The organism is Halocatena marina (genome assembly GCF_023276375.1).
Lineage (GTDB): Archaea > Halobacteriota > Halobacteria > Halobacteriales > Haloarculaceae > Halocatena > Halocatena marina.
The window spans coordinates 73,997-94,496 of record NZ_JALLPK010000004.1 but is presented as its reverse complement, the minus strand read 5'-3'; the positions used below and the strand labels follow the sequence as shown (position 1 = coordinate 94,496).

Genomic DNA, 20,500 nt, shown 5'->3' with positions numbered 1-20,500 from the left:
TTCACTCCATCTCCGCTCGCATGAGGGAGATAGATAGGCCAAATCTGTTGTTTTTCTTTCCGGATCAGCACCGGCACGACTGGTTAGGATCGAATACAGAGTTGCCGCTCCGAACACCGAATATCGACCGGCTGGCCGCTCGTGGAGTGCGGTTCACGAACGCAGTCTGTCCGTCACCGTTATGCTCCCCGTCTCGGGCATGTCTTGCAACGGGAAATGAATATCACAGCAGTGACGTTCTGGGCAACGCGGATACCCTCTCGACGTCGGTGACGACGTACTTCCAGCGTCTGCGCGACGAAGCAGGCTACCACGTAATGGGATGTGGCAAGTTCGATCTGCACAAAGGTTCGTATTCATGGGGCGCCGACGGGCAAACCAGCCTCAAGAAATGGGGATTCTCCGACGGCATCGATAACGCCGGAAAGTTAGACGGCATCACATCAGCTGATTGGAGTGAGCATCCCTCGCGTATCGGTGTGGGTATTGAAGAGTGCTGGGAAACCGCGTACGAGGCGCTGATCTCCAACTCGGTTCAGCCGAGCGAACCCTACACCGCTTATCTCCAAGAACAGGGGCTTCTTGTGGAGCATGCTGAAGATTATAACGCACGCTGGGAATTCGACGGTTGCGCGGCTTTTCCGACGTCGCTTCCCGAGGAAGCCTACATTGATAACTGGATCGGGAGACAAGGACTCTCTCTGCTCGAAGAAGCACCCGACGACAGTCCATGGTATCTGGTCGTCAACTTCGCCGGACCGCACTCACCGTTCGACGTTACCGAGGAGATGCACGACTGGTATCGGAACCCCGACGTGGAGTTTCCCAATCCGACCTCTTCAGGTGTCGATTCTGTGACCGACGATGAGGAAGTCCGACGAAACTACGCGGCGATGATCGAAAACATCGATCAATGGGTCGGTCAGTATCTCGACGTTCTTGCAACCCGAGGAGAGCTCGAAAATACTATCGTCGTCTACAGTAGCGACCACGGGGAAATGCTGGGAGACCACGGTATTTGGGGGAAAAGTGTCCCGCTCCAGCCGTCAGTCGGCGTCCCCCTAATAATTGCGGGCCCGGACGTTGAAGATCAGGACCCATACGATACACCAATGACAATTCTCGACCTCCACGACACGTTCCTCGATTACGCCGGTGTGAAACATCGGAGCACGTCCAGCAGCCGGTCAATTCGGCATCTTCTTGAAGATCCGAACTCGGAGCACCGCGACTATGTTGTGTCCGGTCTCGGAGACTGGCGGATGATCTTCGATGGTCGTTACAAATACATCGACGGCTGGACGCCCGATAACAACGGTGAGACAACCAATATACAAGATGGTGTGCTCTTCGATCTGGTAGAGGATTCACAAGAAACTGAAAACATTGCCAACAAACGACCCGAAGTCACACACGAACTCCGAACTCGAATCGATGACTCCGACAGTAACTCGAACGTTCGTAGTTAGCAGTTCACTTTTATAATACAGCCTCACGATATTAGCATCATGTATGGATATCGTATAAAATACGGACATATTAAGTGTACCGCCGTGGGGGGACAGGGTAGAAATTCGGTCGACGAATTGCTTTCTCCATGTGTACTGAAACGTGTAGAAGCTATTATTGAAGGAGTATTCCGATGAGTGAGAACGACCAACCGAATGTCTTGCTGATCGTCGCCGACGACCAGCGGTTCGATACGATCGGCGCACTAGGTAACGACCATATCGAGACGCCCAATCTTGATGCACTCGTCCGCGAAGGATGCTCGTTCACACACCACTTTAACATGGGCGCTGATCAGGGAGCTGTCTGTGTCCCTGCACGATCGATGATCATGAGCGGGCATTCACTATTCAATATAGAGGGCCTGGGTGGAATGACAGAGGAGCATCCGACGCTTCCGGAAGCATTCGGCAACGCAGGATACCGGACGTTCGGCACCGGAAAGTGGCATAACGGCCACGAAGCGTTCAATCGTTGTTTCGACGAAGGGAAGGACATCTTTTTCGGCGGGATGGGAAACCACTGGAACGTCCCGGTTACGGATCGATACCCTTTGGGGAAGTATCCACAGCCCAAGCCCTATCGCGGATTCTCCGGTAATGGTTCGATCTGGCCCCGACACAAACAGTATGATAAGTATGCTTCTGGTACCCACTCGAGTGAACTGTTCGCCAATGCGATGGTCAATTTCTTAGAGAACCACGACGAGTCTGCGGACGAACGACCGTTCTTCGCGTATATGGCAACAATGGCACCACACGATCCGCGGACGTGTCCGGGAAAGTATCTTGCCATGTACGACCAGGACAACATCCAAATTCCAGGCAACTTCCAGCCAGAACATCCCTTCGACATCGGATGGTGTGGACGTGACGAGCACCTCGAAGACTATCCCCGGGATCCGGAAAAATTACGCCGCCACATCGCAGATTATTATGCAATGATCACTCACCTCGACGCCCAGATCGGGCGCGTCCTTAACAGGCTCGAAACAATCGGGGAACGTGAGAACACAATCATCGCATTTACTGCCGACCACGGGCTTGCAGTCGGACAGCATGGTCTCATGGGTAAACAGAACCTCTATGAGCACAGTGTCCATATTCCCCTTCTCCTTGTCGGTCCAGGTATCGCTGTCGATGAACGTCGGAACCATTTAACCAGCCACTACGACATATACCCCACACTGTGTGATCTCGCCGGTCTCGACACGCCCAGCGCAATCGAAGGCGAGACACTCGTCCCGACATTCGATAATCCAGATGCTGAAATTCGTGATCATCTCCTACTCGCATACGAAGATGTTATGCGAGCAGTGAGAGGAGAACGGTATAAACTGATCGAATACTACACTGAAGACGGGTACACGCAGTTGTTCGACCTCGATGCTGACCAATCTGAAACGGACGATTTGTCAAATGATGACTCATATTCCGCCGAATATGAACAGCTTCAAGCGCAACTCAGTCAATTGCAGGAGACCGCAGACGATCCGCTGATAGAGGAATAGCCGCTCCACACTGTCATCGATCGCTTCGGCAGTCTGTCTGGGAGCCCGCATCCGCCAGCTGGTGCGCAACTGGGACCACACTACGAGAACGTGCCAGCGAGCCACCCGAAAAGCTTTATTGGTGACCTCAGTCGGTCTCGGTGGTGAACCACAGCAATGAATCACAGCCTCGATAGCTTGCTCGAATTGCGCGACGAGCGGAGTCGTTGTATCTCGCCCGAGAACCCGGATGGAGCAGTCGGAGCCGGCGGTCAGGCCGAGAGCGAACTGGGCCCCGGCCGGAAGGGACGTCCGACGATGACACTGCCCGCGGGAGAGACAACTACAATCGCCGACATCGACGACCCGGGTGTGATCCGGCACATCTGGCTCACGATCGGTGAGATACGCGGTGAGGACACCCCGGGCGATTGGATCCTCCGCGATCTGGCCATCCGAATGTACTGGGACGCCGAGGACGACCCTTCCGTCGAGGCCCCCTTGGGAGACTTCTTCTGTAACGGCCACGGGATGCTCCATAAGATCGAGTCTGAACCGATCGTCACGGTGCCGTACGCGGGGTTCAACTCCTACTTTCGGATGCCGTTCGCCGAGGGCGCCCGAATCGAAATCGACAACGACCATCCCGAGGACGTATTGATCTACTTCACGATCGACTACGCCCTGAACGACGTCTCTCCGGAGACGCCGTACTTCCACGCACAGTGGCGCAGGGAGAATCCTACTACTCCTACCGAGGACTTCACCATCGTCGATAGGGTCGAAGGCAACGGTCACTACGTGGGGACGTACCTTGCCTGGCCGGCTATCGACCGCCACTGGTGGGGCGAGGGCGAGGTCAAGTTCTACATCGACGGCGACGAGGAGTACCCAACGATCTGTGGGACAGGCACCGAGGACTACGTCGGAGGGTCGCACTGCTTCTGGGACGGCGAGTCCCACAGAGAAACTCGCGACAAGGTCGACACCTTCTCGACGCCGTATTTGGGCTATATTCTTCCAGAGTACGGACCCCACGCTGGCGACGAGACCTACAACGGCATGTACCGGTTTCATATCCCCGACCCGATCCGGTTCCGCGAGGACCTCAAAGTGACTGTCCAGCAGATCAGCGCGTCCTCTGATGGTCACCGCGAACGCTCCTATGACGTCTCGGGGGTGGCGTACTGGTACCAACAGGAACCGCACGCCGAGTTCCCAGAGTTCCCCGACCGGGCGGACCGCGTTCCGCGGTAGGTAGAGGGATGGTCCTCCAGCCGTTACTTCATTTTCCGAAGGGACAGTATCGACTGATCTAGGTTCGCGTATACGTCACCGCCGTAGGAATACCCCAAAACGTCCACCGGGCCGTCATGGCCGACCTGAAAGGATTCGCTCCGAGAACCACAGAGGTTGACCGTCTCCAAATGAGCGGCGGCAGTCTCCGGCATCGAGTCATCATCGGCAGTGATGGCGTGCAGCGCCACTCACCCACGGTTTCAGATGTTCCACACTGGCCTGACCAGAAATTAATACGTTTTCACATCATATCATGTGATCTCTCATTTCGGGAATGACGACGGAGATGACATCAAAAATCCACCCGATCAGTGTGATCATGGAGTGTTGACTGATGGTGTCAACGGACGCCTTAACCCGTTAGCCAGTGACTCACAGAGCCATCCTCATATTTCACCATCACGTTGTCGATATGGTGATACCATGTCTCGTGGATGGTCGTGGGACTGCTCCTATTGTGAATATCTAAGCGTAATTCATCTGACACTCCGAGATTCTCGATCACGACGAACTGGTTGCCGCCGTCGTCTAGTTCCCACAGTGTCTGCCCAGATCCGTCGGTGAGTGCAAGATACATACTCTCCTCGGACCCCTCGAACTCGTGGTTGAACATGACCGTGTCGACCGTCTTGTCGGGAGCAAATGTGAATCGTGCCTTGGAGTTCCGATCGAAATGGTGATGACTAGTAACCTCAGCACGTAGCGCATTATTCGTCGTGAGTTCGGTGTCTGGGAATTTTTCATAATCATCTGCTGGATTGTTCACCGACCAGTCGCCGAACGTCGAGTGTGTGTTGGTATTGACGTTGGGATACTGCGCAGTCCCGTCCGAGTACTCGATCCGAAGGCCGGTGACACGCTGGAACCAGTCGGGATAGATGATCGTTGGTGTGGTTTCGTTGATGACTTTGAACGTCAGTAGGGTATCCTCGTTGACGTCGTCGATCACGACAGCCTGGTTGGAGTTTCCACCCTCCCAGAGCGTCTCGCTGTCGCTGTTCTCAAGCGATAGTCCGATTCGTTCGGGAAGACCGTTCACTTCATGGAGGAAGATTACCCGCTGGACTGTCTTATCAACCGGGAGGACGAAGTTAGTTGGCTGGGCAAAGTCGAAGTAGCGGCGACTGTCGACCGATACTTCCAGAGAACCATCGATCGTAGCCGTCGAGCTTGGGAAACGATCATCCCCGACCGACCAGCCGTTGTAGCCATTCTCGAACGTTGGAAGCATTCCCTCGCCCTTGATCTCAGTGTCTCCGGTTTCGGTTCCTGTGAGTACCAACTCAAGATCGCATAGGTCCAAATTGAGAACCTCGAGTTCCCTGTTCGAGCTGTCGTCGATTGCAAACGCCGACACGGGATGAACGTCGCCTGACGCCTTGTAGTAGGTTGCGACCTTATCGGTCGTCGGACTGTCGTCAACGGGTAAACTCACCACATTGTGACCACCGCCATCCTGTGGCACTTCCCAAGTCCAAGATTTCGTTCGCATTCTCTGGTCGATACCAGTTGACTCGATCGACGGCTCAGCTCGGGGTTGAGTCGCCGGTGGATCTTTGCTTGTGTCGAGGATGAGGGAATCCGCCGTGTCGATGATATGATCGACTTTCGAGGAGATACCCTCGCCACTCGCCATGTCCATCGCACTCCGCCCGTCGAACCGCGGTTCGTGGACGCGTGGACCGCCCTTCTCGTAATAGTCGATCGTATTGCTGCGATTCATCGCAATCTCGTAGGGGCCGATCTCGTACGTACGAACCCGTGAGGTTTGACACTGATTGCTGTATACGCGTCCTATCACAATGTACTCGTCGGTAATTCGCTCGTAGCTTGCAAAATCCGCTTCACCGTTCTCTTGGACGTACAGAGCTCCACGATTATCCTTGATCATCACCGGCCCCATCCACTCGTCGGTAAACGTATACGGCCCGTCGCGCTCAGTTGGGAGGTTGTACTCTACAGACTCACGGTTATTATAGAACACTTTGAGGTCTGACAGCCGGCCATGCAATCGGAACCACTTCTTCACCTTGCCTGAGAGGTGCATCCGATCGTCAGGGCCGAGACTCAACGAGTTGAGATCGTCACCGTACCGTAATGCCTCGTAGAGAATCTTCTTCGCAGCCGGATGGCCCAGTTCTTTCGCGGCGTACAGCGTTTGATACCAATTGTTTTCAGTGAAAGCGTTCGCTTTTCCGCGTCCGCCGATCCCAGAGACCGTGCTCCAGCGGTTCCCGTTCTGCTCGAGTGTTGGATAGATGAAGTGATTGATAGTCCCGTCGAAGTAGTTCCGAATGAGGGCTTCGATTTTTTTATCGTTCGTCTGCCGACCGATTTCGGCGAAGTAAATTAGCGGGTGAGTGACCCCATACCCAGAGCTGTAGCCTTGTTCGTTGGTGATACCCTCTGGAGAGATGCCGTACTTATTCCGATTATGCTCTCGGAAGCCATCGAAGTCATCGTTCCAAGTGTTTTCGTGGACATAATCGATGATGTCCTGATCGATGGGTAGCTCACCCATCTTGTGACGAATTATCTTGAGCAGAATCTCCTCGTCAGCGGTATCCTCTGGTGAGAGATACTTCAGACACTCGTTGACTCGCAGCATGCTATGTGTGGTGGCGACGGCCTGATTGTTGGCGTTGCCAGCACGCATGGAGTGGCGTGGCAGGGCGTTCTTCCAAAGGTAGTCCCGAAACAACTTCGTGTACGCTTCCTTGCGCGTGACTCCCTTCTGCCCGTCGCCATTGTTATCGATTTTCTCGTCGTAGAGGCCACGCTCTTCGAGAATGGGTCTGAGCTCCAAGAATGAGTTGGCCAGACCCCTTGCGAAGAAGCCGGGCAGGCCACCACCACCCGTAGGGGGAGCGTCCCTGTCGGGCCCTCCGAGCCAACCGCGCTTGCCTCCACCGATCTCCAAGTGACCCATCGGCCCCTGGTAGCGGCAGTAGCCGTCCAGTGCGGCAACGGTACGGTCGATAAGTTCTTCGTTGCCCTGATGTTTCGAGCCCGCTTGCTTGTACGCCCGTGCGAATACTCCCGGAGATTGTGCGTGCCCCCGTGCGTTTGCGGATCCAGTGAGGCGATCCTCCCACTCGTCAGGATTCTCAAGCACTGATTCAAGACCCTGCCAGTGGAAGAGCCCGCGGACCTTTGCCGGCAATTTACCGTTGTCGGCCGCATCTTCGAAATCCGGTCCATACATTTGTCGGGTGAGCAACTCGTCGACACCGTTGTCCAAAGCCTTCTCGATGTTGCTCTTTATTACGTCAAACTCAGGCTCGCTTGGCTCGGGTGGTGAAATCGGGGTCCCCTGTTGTTCGTTGGCCGGCGGGGTGAAGAAGTTCGCCGTATGCGTGTACGCGGCGTAGACCCCTCGACTGTAGGGGTCACCCGGAATTTCCTCGGGTGGGGTTCCCCCTACATCCTCGTAGCTGCCACCCACCGTCCCGATTGACCCAATCGAGACCGTTACCTTGTTTTTCCCGTTGGTGTACTCCTGAGGGATTGCGATCGTCTCGTAAAAGAACCGTTTGGGATTAATCGGACTCTCGCTTAGGAAATTATCCGATGTTCGCAATTCGTCGCCATTGATGTGGAAGCGTAACCGGCGCGCTGCCATCTTGAGTTCCTGCCCGTCGACAGACTCAATGACTGTCTTAACGGCGCCACCCCATAGACGGAGCGTCATCAAATTCTGGACGTCCGGATCCACCGACAGGGTCACTGAGAGGTCGCCGTCCGAGGCGTTGATACTCCGGGCGCGAGTACCGGAGCCCTCCTCAATAACGGGCGAGTTCGTAGCTTGGACTCGGTTCCCCTCCGATGAGTCGTCCCCGAAATACACCTTATCGAGGAATTCAGTCTCGGTATTATCCCTAGGCGGTCCGGCATTATCCGGCGGTGAGCCTCTGGAATCAACCATCATTCCAGAGAATCCGACCATTCCAGCGACTGAGCCGACCATTGTCCCTAATACTGTTCGTCGATTTAACTTCCCAATCGCATCCTTCTCTGACATCGCAATTAACCTTGTGCATACATAATATATATGGTTTATCCATTGTACAAATTGTGCCACAGTATTTATAGGTTGAACGTATACTCATCCAGCTTTTGTTCGTCTCACGTCACTATACTACTATTGCAGAGATCAGTCTGAGGAGACGTGTAAAACAAATCCAATAACTGCTCTATTACGCCCGCAAGGCAGAGACAGCGACCCACTGAACGAGTTGTACAACCGCATCGGTGTCGCGAACAGTGTTCCAAAACGAGTCGACCTCCAGCAAGTCCCACAACCACGTCACTGTAGGATATCCCATCTCCCACATGCAATCATGTGAACAGACAGCATCCACTCACAACTGATCCGAGCAGAACAGCTATATGCCACCAAATTCTCCTATTTGACATGTTAGAAGCAGTGCCGTCCTATCTCACTGGATACCAGAATGTATATCACGAGAATCCTCGGCGAGCCGCCCGGAAGTGGTTCGAGAACGCTCGGTACGGGCTCTTTCTCCACTGGGGGCTCTTCTCGAAGTACGGTGAGAGCTGTCCCTACCTATACGATAACGACGATGTCTCTATTCCGGAATATAAGAAGACAATGGCAGAGTTCGACGCTGCGTCGTTCGACGCAGCGGCCATTACTAACCTCGCTCTCGACGCCGAAATGGCATACATAACGTTCGTGTGTCGACACCACGACGGTTTTTCGCTCTGGGACACAGCCCAGTCCGAGTTCAAGAGCACGAACGCAGCCGCCGAACGCGACTTCGTGGAGGAACTTGCCGATGAGTGCCAAAAGAAAGAGCTCGGATTGTTCCTGTACTACTCATACGGCCTCGACTGGACCCATCCCGCCTTTCCGACGGACGAATCGGGAATCGCTCGCGCACCCGAGCGGTTCGAGGGACATCACACTTGGAACCCCGGCGACAACAACGGGGAGTACGTCGCGTTCGTCCACGAACAGCTCCGAGAACTCCTGACCGACTACGGCCCGATTGCAGGCGTCTGGTTCGATCCGATCTCCAGTTACTACCAGCGCCCGGATCTGTTCCCAGTACATGAGACGTACGGGCTCGTCCGCTCGCTCCAGGATCACTGTCTGGTGGCGTACAAGAACGGAGCGACCGGCACTGAAGACTTTGTCACGCCAGAACAGCGACTCCATGACGAAGCCCTGCAGTGGCTCGATAGGGGCCGAATGTCTGAGCTCCGTAAAGCGGAGATCCGTGCGAATTGGACCCGCCAATTGCAGGGAGCTACGGAGTTCTGCGCGACGCTTGAGGATGATTGGGGATACACTCCTGAGACAGACCGGCTATCGTGTGAGGAGGTGCTCGATCTGCTGGCCTACGCCACCACGCGAGACGCAAACGTCCTATTGAACACTGCGCCAAAGTTCGATGGCTCCATACACTCTGCATCGGAGCGCATTCTCCGAGACGTCGGGGAGCACATACGGGCTAACGGGTGGCCGAGAGGGTAGATACCTCTCTGAAACTCACTAACGCGTTCAACCCGACAGTAGCAAATCGAAGCAAAGGAAGCTGCAGAGAGGAGGTCAATAGCTGTTCTAGAAGTTATTGACGGTAGACATACTCAGGAATGAGGATACTGTGCAGTACCGTCCACGTACTCGATCCGAATATCACGGATTCGTCGGAACCAGCCCGCGTCAACAGATGTCTTCGTACCAGTTCCATTTGCCCTCCCACCGGCTGTCATTGATCGATACCACTTATCCTCACCAGACTCCGTTGGGGCAGTGTTCACAACCCGGAAGTGCACTGCATCAGTGACATGGTTTCCTTCTAGGTTTACCATCTCGTCGGTCGGGATCGAATAGTTCCACTCCTTCGGCGAGACGACGTCTTCGGGTTTGGTTCCCTGCCAGAGGATCTCGCCTTCACTCGTTTCCAACACCGTGCGGAGATCGGAGGTCGTATCCCAGCTCGATTCGTGTGTGAATACGATCCGCTCTACCGGTGCATCCAGCGATAGTGTGAACGTGATCGGCTGGTCGTGCGTAACGTCCTGCCCTTGCTCGACGTGTACCTCCAGCGCCTCATCTGTAGTCACTGTCGCTCCCGAAAAGCCAGTATTGGTGACTTCCCAGTCGTCGTATGACTCGAAGGTTGGCAGGATACCAGTCGCCTTGATCACTCTCTCTTTCGGATCAGTCTCTTCGACGACCAAGCGGTTCACGTAGCCGTCGACAGTCTCTACCGCGAGTTCCTCGTCATCCTCCGTACTAACGGTCACTGGGTTACGATCGCCCACTTTGTCTGGCCGGTAGAACGTCGGGACTTGATTCGAGTGCTGGCCCGTCCCCAAGGTGGCCGCATCCTCGTAATATGAGGCCACCTGGTCAGTCTCAGCACTCTCACCAAGCGGCAAACTGTAGACGCCCGTACCGTCACCGTTCTTGGGGACGTTCCATGACCAGTGCTTGCGCCGCGTAGCCGCATCGACTGACGTGGACCGTAGTTTTGCCTGCGGACGAGGATTTGCTGGGCTGGCTCTCTGCCGACGATCGAGAACCAATGAATCATTCGAATCAATTATCTGATCTTTCGAAGCTAATTTTCCATCGCCACTGATCAAATCGAGCACGGGGCCGTCATCCCCACCCGATGAATCGCTCTTTGGAATATACGCGCGCGGCCCGCCCGCTACCCGAACGTCGCGGTGGTTACTAGCGTTCACCGCAACCTCGTACGGGCCGATCGTCCCGGAGTCGACGTGAGAACTGGGAGAGAACGTGGTCTTTGCATCACCGAATGCGCGATACTCGTCGGTAATTCGGTGATACATGGGTTGGTTGTCCCACTCGCCCTGTCCCTTCGTCGTCGCCCATCCAAAGAGGTAGTGGGTTCCCGCTTCGTCGTCGATCATACTGAGACCTACCATCTCGTCGACCCACGCGGTGGAACCTGCACGTTCCATCGGTAGTCGGTAATCCGTCGGTTCCGTCTCTTCCCACCAGTTCTTCAGGTCGGGGAGCTTCTTGAGTAACAGGTAGAGTAGTGACGTAGCTTCTTCGTCCGAGAACTCGAACTCCCGTTCAAAGTCGTCGTGATAACGGAAGTGTTCGCCCACGACCCGTTTCGACGGTTCGTGATCCAAGTTCAACGCAGCCTGAATGTAGGCTAATATCGGAGCTCCGACGCCATGGATTCCGATATCTCCCCAGGTTGAGCCCGGGTTGCGGGATCCGATAGCGGTAACCGTACCCCAACGCTGTCCGTTTTGAGACAACGTGGGATAGAGCACGTGTTGATACCCGTCCATGAAGGTTCGAAATTGGTCGTTGATCTGATGATCTCCGACGAATTCACTGCCCCACTCGAAATGATGGAAGACAGCGAAACCGTACCCCGGATCATAACCAAACTCGAGACCGATCCCCTTTGGGGTGATTGGATGGTAGTGCCTGCTAGCTGACCAGTGCCAATGCTGACTTTCGTAGTATCGGCCTTCGTCAATAGAGCCCGGAGCTCGTCCGTACTCACCAGCATTCCGGTTCTGCAACTCAAGGACGAAATCGACGATGTCGTCGTCGATCGGGACGTTGCTCGTCTTTGCACGCATTTGTCCCAGAATAATGTCATCCGGAGCTGTATCCTCAGGCGACAGGAATTTCAATATCTCGTTAGCCGCCACCATGCTCAAACCGTTGACGAGGATCTGGTTGAACACTTTCTGAGCGATCCCGAACCGCAAAAGCATGTTCTCCCAGAGATAATCGCGCCAGAACTGGGTATAGGCTTCTCTTCGTGTGACGGTCTTCTTCCCATCGCCATTGTTGTCGATTTTCTTCTTGAGAAGTTCCGGTCGCTCTTCGAGAATCGGCTGCAATTCGAAGAACGAGCGTGCCAGATTGGTCGCCATAAAACCAGGGAGACCGCCACCTATCCCCGATCGATCGGGACCGCCGATCCAGTCTCGTTTTCCCCAAAAGATCTCAAGCGTGCCGCGATGGCCCTGATACCGGCAGTGAGCGTCGAAGGCGGCGAGTGCCCGGTCGAGTAATTTCTCGTCGCCGTAGTGTCGAGATTGTTTAAGCTTGTAGGCTCTGAGGAAATTGCCAGGAGCCAGTGCCCCGCTGCGTGACCCCACCGATTGGAGCCCGTACTCTTTTCTCGTTGGGTCATCGTAGTTTTGTCGGGCTTTGTCGTGTTCGATACCCTTGTCGATAGCCTTGATGAGGTTCGATCTCATCCGATCGAAATTGGGCTCGGAGGGCTCGGGTGGTTCGAGGGGTGAACCTTGAGTCTCATTCTGAGGTGGCGCATAGAAGTTTTCTGCATGTGTGTACGCCGAATAGGCGTGACTGGCGCCTTTACCGTCAGCCGTGATCGTGACTGTCACGTGTTTCTTGCCCTCGGTTAGATCGGCTGGGATCATGATCGTTTCATAAAAGAACCGGCCGGGGAGCTCTGGGCTGTCTATGCTGGCTTGACTGCTGATCGATTCACCGTTGACAGCGAATCGAAGGCGGGTGGCCGATGGATCTCCGCCCCACATCCGTGCGGTGAACAGCGTTTCTTTGTTCGGATCACAGTCGAGTGTCACTTCGAGTTTGCCCCCTTTTCCCGCGACGGCACGGGCCGAGGTCTTGAGGGTCCCTTCGACGATCGGGGCCTTTGTGGCGGTGACGCGATCCCCCTCCGAGCTCGCATCACCGAAATAGACTGTGTCGAGGAACGTCGTTTCGTATCCGCTATCTTTTGGGTGTCTTCCACTTTGTCCGTCCTTGGTAGACAGAGAGACTCCTTGACTTTGTGCAGCCCCGGAAGCCCCGACCAGCGATCCAATCGATGCAGCACTGGCTGCAATTACTTTCCGCCGAGTAATACTAGGTATGATGTCATCTAATGACATGCAAACCATCACATGAATCGATAGTATATATATCTAGGGTATTATCTCCAGAATTGTTCAGAGTAGCTGGTTCTGGTAGGCTGCGAACGCTCGAAGCCACGCTTCAGCGATTGTTTGATCAGCGTGTCAGAGGTAGGATAAACTGCGTTGTTTGGCGTTTCAGATCCTTGAATACTCATTCAACACTGTTCTCTGTGGATGTAATACTGGATTCAGTGGCTATGGTGACAGGCCGCCTGCAACCACAGCGCTCTGTCGACCAGAAAGAACGCACCGTCGACGAGACGCTTTTCGCGCAGTTCCGCGAGAAACATCTCGGTCAGCGCGATGATTCTAATCGAGAAGGGTCAGATGTTCCTTCATGACTGTTGAGTGCTTGCTGCGTTACGACTATCAGTTTGACTCTTCTTTTGACTCCTCTTCTATTTCCAGTTTGAGTATTCTCGTAGATCGTGGTGAAACGGTGACTGATTCGTCCGAAACGCGTTCGCCGGTCATCAGATCAGTAGCCATCGAAACATCGTCTGGCAGTTCAAGCTCGTACGTAGTCCCATGACCCGAGCCACGTTCTGGTGCTCCCGAGGTGTTCATCCCGATGAGGTACTGTCCGTAGAGACACTCTCGATAATGAATTCCCATCCCCACCCGAGGATCCGGCACCTTTCTATCATAGCTATCAGGATCGTGTTCGTCGTCATCCTCGGCGAGTGGCCACGGATCTCCAGTTGGGCTAGCTGCCTGGGGAAGCGTCTCCCCAGTCATCGCTTGATCGATCACAACAGTCCCGTCACTTGGAAGACGGCGAGTGCGGGCTTCCTCACCCATTCCGATGCCGAGGAACTTACCGGCGAATTGCAACTTGTTTGGCCGCGACCAAGTTGCGCCGGTCGTCGAGAATTCAGTGCGCGTCATATCGATATTGAGGACTCTATCTATGTCGGGATTGTGGTGGTGAATGCGCGCCAGACTATTTATCCCCCAGTCGTGAAGATTAGTAGCGGCGCCGAATCCAAGATTCATAAGTATCCGCTCCGAGCCATCGGTAATACTGACGGTACCGAGATCCTCGTCGGCCCACGCAAATCGGTCGCGATGCATTGGCGTTCGATACGAGGAATCGTCCATTTCTGTGACCGCTCGATATCCATCGACTCGGTGGATCCAACGCTCGAGCGATCCGACACCCCAAACATCGAACCACCACTGTTCCATGAGCCCCGCGACATTGTGCTCAATCGCTAGCTTCCCGAATCGAACGGAGACTGGATCTTTCAGCATGAGTGCGTGGAACAGTGGCGTGAATCCATACCCACGGAGATGGCTGGACATGCCGGGATGCTGGGCGTTTCGGATGCTGATCGTCCCATCGGTTGCAGCCCATCGATTGCCTGTCTCAGCGTCGTTTACCAGCAAGCGGAACGGTGCCCGGGCCTGTGACATTGTAATCGCTCGTTCACGTACGCGTTCGAGACCAGTTTCGTGATACAGCTTGGTGGCGAGACTGAATCCGAGCTCACCATAATGGGCCGCGTAGTCGGGTTCCTTGGACAAGCCCTTCTCGGTGAAAGTGTGGTAACTTCCAGTCTCGTACCATGACGCGAATTTGTCTTCGTTGTCGTTGAGGCTCACTCCTGAGAGCCCTACCGCTTCGTCGATCCACCGATCGATCGTCTCCTGAGAGCGTGCCCGATCGGAATCGAACTTTTCTAACACCGAGTTCATGCGCACGAGACCAATCGTTACGAACAGGAACTGATTTGCGAGGTCTCGACGGCTCGTCGAGCGCCAGTCAAGGCCTTCGCCGAAGAACTGTACGTAGGCATCCCGTCGTGTCATTTCACCAGTGGGATGGCCATCCAGTGTCTGGGAGAAGGCATCACGCTCTTCGAAATAATCCCAGAGAAGCGTTACTGCTTTCGCAAACCGACCGTGATCTTCCCACCCTCCAACCTCCTGTGGCGAGCTCTCCGCCTGTCTGATTGCCCAGTCGTCTACTGTCGCCAGCACAGTCTCGAAGACTGCGTCCTCGTCGACGACGTCGATCCAGTCCCGCTGAACAGCCATTGCCAGACCATGCGCGCCTCGCGGCGAAAGCTCGTCCTTCTGTTGGCCTTCCTGAACGAGTTCGTCGATTTTCTCCACGACGGGCTCAATTTGGTTCTCGGTCGGTGCGTTCCGGATCGGCCCAAGTTCGAACTGCTCGGCGCCTTTGTCGTTCGCTGGTGGTTGAAGATACGGATCTGTATGGGTGTACGCACGGTAGATGTTTTGGCTGGGTCGTTCTCCATCCCAGCTGACGATCCGAAGATCGACTTCTTCGGAGTTCTCGGTGAGATAGCCCGGTAAGCGATGGGTCGCGTACCAGAAATCACCGTGAGTCGAGACCGCACCAAGTGAGCCATTCATACCCATATCGAGTGATGGCCATCCAACACCTTGGTGCAGGTAGCCGATCATGTCTGTGCCGTCGAACAGGAACAGACGTTTGGAGTTCTCCGGATTCGACTCGAATTTCAGGGTGAGGTACGTCCGGTAGTCTGGGTCACACTCGACGGTGAACGACATCGATCCCAGTTGATGGTCTGGGGCGTTCAGAGGCAGTAGTCGTCGGGCTGTCTGTCCGCCTTTTCCCTCTACCGTTTCGCTTGTTCCGGTGTCGAAGGAGTGTTGTGACTCCGAGCCAGGGTTCCCGAAGTTGACCTCGTCGAGCGCATTTGATCCTCCTTTCGGTGGTTTCCGCGGAGCAGAATCAGGGTGACTCTGTAGTGCATCAGCTCCACCTACACCGGAAAAAATGACTGGGACGGCTGCTGACGATATCGCTCCGAGTAGCGTTCTCCGATACCAATTGTCATGCCTATCACTGTCTGACATACAAACTCCTTTTTGTTTTCATTTACTTAAATTTTTATGCTGATGTAATGCTCATATATGGAATAGGTATTTAATCGTGATTTGTGTGGGTAAGCAGGAACGGCATGAGCGCGACAGGCCCACTAATACCGGTTGTTTCATGTCCTCTCAACGGAGCCACCGAATATCGCACCTTCAAGCAGCTAATCGGACAGCACTACACCCTCTGAATGAGTCTGTTACTGGGTCTTCGATGAACAACAACAATACTGAACAACAAACTGCAAATAATTATTTTTTGGTGAGCTAAATTCTTCAACACAGATATACTGGAGCAGGCCACCAGTATATTACAGCATTAATGGTGTAATGCAATTCATCCTACGTTCATGGAACAGCCATTCTGGTACAGAAATACTGTACCAAGACGACTCGCAGTCCGATGAGAGTAAGGTGCGTCGTAAAAATAGTCTTGTGTGACAATCAATGTCCCGGACAATATTACCTATACGTCATTACTCATATACAAATACTCCAATGGCCGTGCATGGGAACACCCAGTAAGAGCAGCAGAAAAATTCAGCGCAGGGAATTGATACGAATGGTTGGAGGTGGTCTATCGGCCGGAGCGATGGTTAGTCTGGCTGGCTGTAGTGGCGGCGGCGGTGGCGGTGGTGGCACAGCCGTGTTTCATCATCCAAACACCCAGGACTACAATACAATTCAGGGGAATCTCCACGCTGCGGTCGACTTCGATCCGTGGCACATTCCCCAGTTTGTCAACACACCATATCTTAATTACAACAATCAGACCGGGGAACTCACGAACTACCTTTTAAAAGATATTTCAGTCGACGGGAACACGATGACCATCTCGATTCGAGATGGCTTCAAGTGGCACGATGGGACGGCAGTTACCGCAGACGATGTCGTTACCCAGTATAGATTGGCCTATATGAGCGGTGATGACCCGAGAGGGGCTGCAGGGAATCTAGAAAACCTATTCGATAGTTTCGATGGAATCAGAAAAACCGGCGATCTGTCTGCCGAATTTAAGCTCGCCAACGAACTCAACGAGCAGACGGCCATCTTGTGGATGTTCCACTCGCAGGCCTCGGGGACGGCAGCGCTCTGGCCTCCAGCGAAGGTATTCAGTAAGTTCACTGAAGCGTATGGCGATGCCACTACTGAGTCCGAAAAGGAAGATGCGAACTCCCGTCTTCTCGAGTTCACGTGGGACTTCGACGAGGTGATTGGAACTGGTCCGTGGCAGTTTGAGGAGACCTCCGGAACGGAGTTCCGATTCTCTCTGTTCGAGGATCACCCAGATTCGGATCTGTACGAGTGGAACGAGTTGGTTATGCCGCGTCAGAATCAAAACGACTTGATTCCGGCAGCTAGAAGTGGAAATATTACGGCAACCTATCACAATAGCCCTAACGCGGATGATGCTAACTCGCTGCCTGATGGCTGGAAGAGCAAGAACGTTGGAGGGCCTACGCCTGGCGGTCCTGCCTTAATTTGTAACCACGAACATGATATTTACGGCATGCGGGAAGTCAAACAGGCCTTCGCACATATCGTTAGGGGCCAAGGAGTCAGCGAATCTCTCGGGACCCATTACACAGACCCAGTTCCCCCGACGTACACGTTCTCCAAACAACTCATGGAGACGTACATGGGCTCCCCCATAGAAGGGAATCTAAACGTCTATAATTCGACGGACAAAGCGAGTGAGCTGTTACAATCCGCTGGATTCACCGAAAAGAACGGCAAGTGGCATCAGCCCGATGGAAGTCCCTTTGAGCCAACTATCAAGGTGTTTAAGGGAGCACCGTTCACTCCGACTGCTCAGACAGTTGCGGGACAGCTAAGCAACTTCGGGATCGAAACCGACGTGCAAGTAGTCGAAAGTGGGGTCTTCTTCTCGAAGTATCCGGAAGGACAGTATGACCTCGTCGTAGAGTTCTGGTCTGCAGGCGGGGCGAATCCGTACTTCGGATTCCTTCGTAACACCATCGGCTTTACCGGTTCCTCGATGTTGTATCCGAACGAAGTTACGGTTCCAAAGGTCGGGAATATGGGCGGTCAAGAACAGACGTTCAATGTCGAAGAGCTGTTGAACTCGGCACTCACTGCTGACGGGCAGGATCAATTCGTCTCGGAAATGCGGAAACTGGCATGGATTGCAAACGTCACGCTACCGGAGATTCCGACCGTGATGTGGAAACGGATATTCTTTTACGATACAAACGGGTGGAATTGGCCGGCAGACGATTCGCCGCTGTACGGATATAATGATCTTCCGTCTTGGCCCATGCGGCAGGGAGAGATCTCGCCGAGTAACTAACGAGAGGAGTCACCTTTCATTATACTTCGTGCAGCAAACGGATAGAGACGTCTTGAAAGTCAGATTTCAACACCCAATCAACGGACCTCGAACAGAGGAACAGCGCACGTCACGGGGGTAAGACGGAATGTCACTTCGCGGGGCGGCCGCGCCGAGGAGAGCTTCGTTGGTATTGAGTGGACCAATTGCCTCGTTTTCACCAGTAAAATAACGACTTACCTGTTTTGCACGCCCGTTCAATAGATAGACGAGAGCGTACTAATTCCGTGCAAGCGTTGGGCTGGGATCGACAATTCCGTAAAATCGTTCGTATGTTCGCCATCACTACCATAGTACAGCTCTGTGAATCACTCTAACTCTCGAACTATACCCAGCAACCAGCAACATAAAGAGAGACCTGCTTGAACTACCAAGTAAATTCGACCAGACTGCTTATTAGCTCTCCTGTAAAAAGACTCGTCGTGAACTGTATTGTTATTCTCTGCGATACTCTTCGCCGAGACCACTGTAGCCCATACCATCAGGGACGGCCGCTGGATAAGGTCCAAAGTCCTGAACAACCTAACTGGGTTGTTCCAACGCCCAACATGGATCGTCTCGCCGAGCGGGGAACGACATTTGAGAACGCCTGGTGTGGCTCAACGCCGTGTATGCCAGCCCGTCGAGACATATACACAGGCCGATACGAATTTCTCGAACGTGGGTGGGGACCGCTCGAAGACGATGACCTCGATCTACCGCGACAGGTTTCGGGACCTCCGAACCAATCAATAACGAAGTCAAAACGAGACGGCTACTCCGTCAGCCAACTCATCACTGATCACTTCCACCTCTGGGAACGTGGCTCGGGCAACTATCACATGGGATACACGGGAGTCGAATTCATCCGTGGACATGAATCTGACAACTGGAAGACTGATCCTGTCGAATTTCCTTGTCCAGATGATCCGATGTCCAAGCGAGAACGCCACTTCAGAAACGTCCATCTGACCCGGGAGAGCGAGGCGGATCATTTCGCAGCGCAGGTATTCGGAGAGGCCACTGACTGGCTCCGCCGCAACCACGAGCACGATGATTTCTACCTACACATCGACTGTTTCGATCCTCACGAACCCTGGGATCCCCCCGAGCATCTCGTCAAAAAATTCGACGAGCGTGGATACGATGTCGACGAGTGGTCCTCACGAGCAGTCTACGACGAGTGGGCCGACCACTATACCGAAGACGAGCTCCGACACCTCCAAGCTCTGTACGCTGCACAGGTTGTACTGGTCGATCGGTGGTTGGGAGAGCTACTAGACGCGATGAACGAATTGGAACTGTGGGAAGACACAATGGTCGTATTCACGACTGACCACGGGACGTTTAACGGGGATCGCGGCCGTACGGGGAAGATCCAAACTCACGAACACGATTCGTTGGCGCACATCCCCTTCATCGTCTCCCACCCCGAGTACGGCCACGGTGAACGCCGAGACCAACTGGTCCAACTCGTCGATATCTATCCCACAGTCTTGAACGCTGTTGGCCGCCCATGTCCAGACGACCGACATGGCGTCGATCTCGAAGGTGTTCTCCAAGATCCAGACGCAATGACTCGCGAATGGGCAATCGCCGGCCAGTTTGGGAAGAGTGTCACAATTACTGATGGTGACTGGATTCTCCACCAATCGCCAATCGAAAGCAACGAACCGCTGTACTGGTACAGCCACCGCGACGCGATGTTCCTCCAGTACGACCTCGGTCCTTTCGAAGACGGCCGACGACCGGTCGACTGCCCGTCTTGGGACACAGAGACGTGGCTCAGCGACAAGAGAGTCGATCCCAACGAGTACGAGAACCTAGCCGACGAATGTCCGGAAAAGCTGGCAGAAATGCAAACCGCGCTAACGCAGACCCTCTGTGATCTCAACGCACCCCCCGAACAACGTGAGCGGTTGGGTCTGGCAGAATGACGACTGAATTCGATAAAGAGCGACTCGAAGTTCCGTAACAATCGTTTTGACCGTTGGGGAGACCATCCGGACTTGCAGAAGCGCTCCGACGGCTCGTCCTGAATGTCGTCGTGGGTTCGTACACCGGCGTGTCGAAGCCCCCGTATA

General features: G+C 54.2%; 12 protein-coding genes. 7 read left to right on the top strand and 5 right to left on the bottom strand.

Annotation, left to right across the window (positions count from 1 at the left end; genetic code table 11):
- Positions 1 to 20: 20 nt before the first annotated feature.
- From MW898_RS23260 to MW898_RS23250, 3 genes are all read left to right on the top strand, one after another.
- Complete coding sequence (locus MW898_RS23260; RefSeq protein WP_248910661.1) at positions 21 to 1,469, top strand: sulfatase family protein; 1,449 nt, start codon at positions 21 to 23, stop codon at positions 1,467 to 1,469.
- 173 nt (positions 1,470 to 1,642) lie between these two features.
- Positions 1,643 to 3,019, top strand: coding sequence for a sulfatase family protein (locus MW898_RS23255; RefSeq protein ID WP_248910660.1), 1,377 nt, complete (start codon positions 1,643 to 1,645; stop codon positions 3,017 to 3,019).
- Positions 3,020 to 3,316: 297 nt separating this feature from the next.
- Complete coding sequence (locus MW898_RS23250) at positions 3,317 to 4,255, top strand: glycoside hydrolase family 172 protein (protein WP_248910659.1); 939 nt, start codon at positions 3,317 to 3,319, stop codon at positions 4,253 to 4,255.
- A gap of 23 nt (positions 4,256 to 4,278) precedes the next feature.
- On the opposite strand, the gene MW898_RS23245 is transcribed toward MW898_RS23250, so the two are convergent.
- The 3 genes from MW898_RS23245 to MW898_RS25865 all read right to left on the bottom strand — a co-directional run bounded on the left by MW898_RS23245 (position 4,279) and on the right by MW898_RS25865 (position 8,622).
- The gene (locus MW898_RS23245; RefSeq protein WP_248910658.1) at positions 4,279 to 4,485 is read right to left on the bottom strand and encodes a hypothetical protein; all 207 of its coding nucleotides are present in this window, start codon (positions 4,483 to 4,485) and stop codon (positions 4,279 to 4,281) included.
- Positions 4,486 to 4,649: 164 nt separating this feature from the next.
- The gene (locus MW898_RS23240) at positions 4,650 to 8,318 is read right to left on the bottom strand and encodes a hypothetical protein (protein WP_248910657.1); all 3,669 of its coding nucleotides are present in this window, start codon (positions 8,316 to 8,318) and stop codon (positions 4,650 to 4,652) included.
- Between the two features lie 175 nt (positions 8,319 to 8,493).
- On the bottom strand, positions 8,494 to 8,622 hold the full coding sequence (locus MW898_RS25865) for a hypothetical protein (RefSeq protein WP_264556548.1): 129 nt from the start codon (positions 8,620 to 8,622) through the stop codon (positions 8,494 to 8,496).
- 89 nt (positions 8,623 to 8,711) lie between these two features.
- On the opposite strand from MW898_RS25865, the gene MW898_RS23235 reads away from it, so the two are divergent.
- Positions 8,712 to 9,797: an alpha-L-fucosidase gene (locus MW898_RS23235; RefSeq protein ID WP_248910656.1), complete on the top strand. Its 1,086-nt coding sequence runs from the start codon at positions 8,712 to 8,714 to the stop codon at positions 9,795 to 9,797.
- Between the two features lie 113 nt (positions 9,798 to 9,910).
- Here the strand turns inward: MW898_RS23235 and MW898_RS23230 are convergent, their stop codons facing one another.
- Entirely contained in the window at positions 9,911 to 13,195 is a 3,285-nt protein-coding gene (locus tag MW898_RS23230) for a hypothetical protein (protein WP_248910655.1), read from the bottom strand.
- Positions 13,196 to 13,410: 215 nt separating this feature from the next.
- Between MW898_RS23230 and MW898_RS23225 the strand changes: the two genes are divergently transcribed.
- A complete protein-coding gene (locus tag MW898_RS23225) occupies positions 13,411 to 13,560 on the top strand; it encodes a hypothetical protein (protein ID WP_248910654.1) in 150 nt (49 codons plus the stop codon).
- A 28-nt stretch (positions 13,561 to 13,588) separates the two neighbouring features.
- Here the strand turns inward: MW898_RS23225 and MW898_RS23220 are convergent, their stop codons facing one another.
- Positions 13,589 to 16,069, bottom strand: coding sequence for a hypothetical protein (locus MW898_RS23220; protein ID WP_248910653.1), 2,481 nt, complete (start codon positions 16,067 to 16,069; stop codon positions 13,589 to 13,591).
- A 580-nt stretch (positions 16,070 to 16,649) separates the two neighbouring features.
- Here MW898_RS23220 and MW898_RS23215 point away from each other — a divergent pair.
- Together MW898_RS23215 and MW898_RS23205 are read left to right on the top strand one after the other, a co-directional pair.
- A complete protein-coding gene (locus MW898_RS23215; protein WP_248910652.1) occupies positions 16,650 to 18,398 on the top strand; it encodes an ABC transporter substrate-binding protein in 1,749 nt (582 codons plus the stop codon).
- Between the two features lie 461 nt (positions 18,399 to 18,859).
- Positions 18,860 to 20,353 carry a sulfatase gene (locus MW898_RS23205; protein WP_248910651.1) on the top strand — a complete coding sequence of 498 codons (1,494 nt, stop codon included), beginning with the start codon at positions 18,860 to 18,862 and terminating at the stop codon, positions 20,351 to 20,353.
- The last annotated feature ends 147 nt before the right edge of the window (positions 20,354 to 20,500 follow it).

Bases quoted from the DNA above. Each gene is read 5' to 3' on its own strand.
- MW898_RS23260 (WP_248910661.1), top strand. From the start codon at position 21: ATGAGGGAGATAGATAGGCCAAATCTGTTGTTTTTCTTTCCGGATCAG.
- MW898_RS23240 (WP_248910657.1), bottom strand. From the start codon at position 8,318: ATGTCAGAGAAGGATGCGATTGGGAAGTTAAATCGACGAACAGTATTA.
- MW898_RS23230 (WP_248910655.1), bottom strand. From the start codon at position 13,195: ATGTCATTAGATGACATCATACCTAGTATTACTCGGCGGAAAGTAATT.
- MW898_RS23215 (WP_248910652.1), top strand. From the start codon at position 16,650: ATGGTTGGAGGTGGTCTATCGGCCGGAGCGATGGTTAGTCTGGCTGGC.
- MW898_RS23255 (WP_248910660.1), top strand. From the start codon at position 1,643: ATGAGTGAGAACGACCAACCGAATGTCTTGCTGATCGTCGCCGACGAC.
- MW898_RS23220 (WP_248910653.1), bottom strand. From the start codon at position 16,069: ATGTCAGACAGTGATAGGCATGACAATTGGTATCGGAGAACGCTACTC.
- MW898_RS23235 (WP_248910656.1), top strand. From the start codon at position 8,712: ATGTTAGAAGCAGTGCCGTCCTATCTCACTGGATACCAGAATGTATAT.
- MW898_RS23250 (WP_248910659.1), top strand. From the start codon at position 3,317: ATGACACTGCCCGCGGGAGAGACAACTACAATCGCCGACATCGACGAC.
- MW898_RS25865 (WP_264556548.1), bottom strand. From the start codon at position 8,622: ATGGGATATCCTACAGTGACGTGGTTGTGGGACTTGCTGGAGGTCGAC.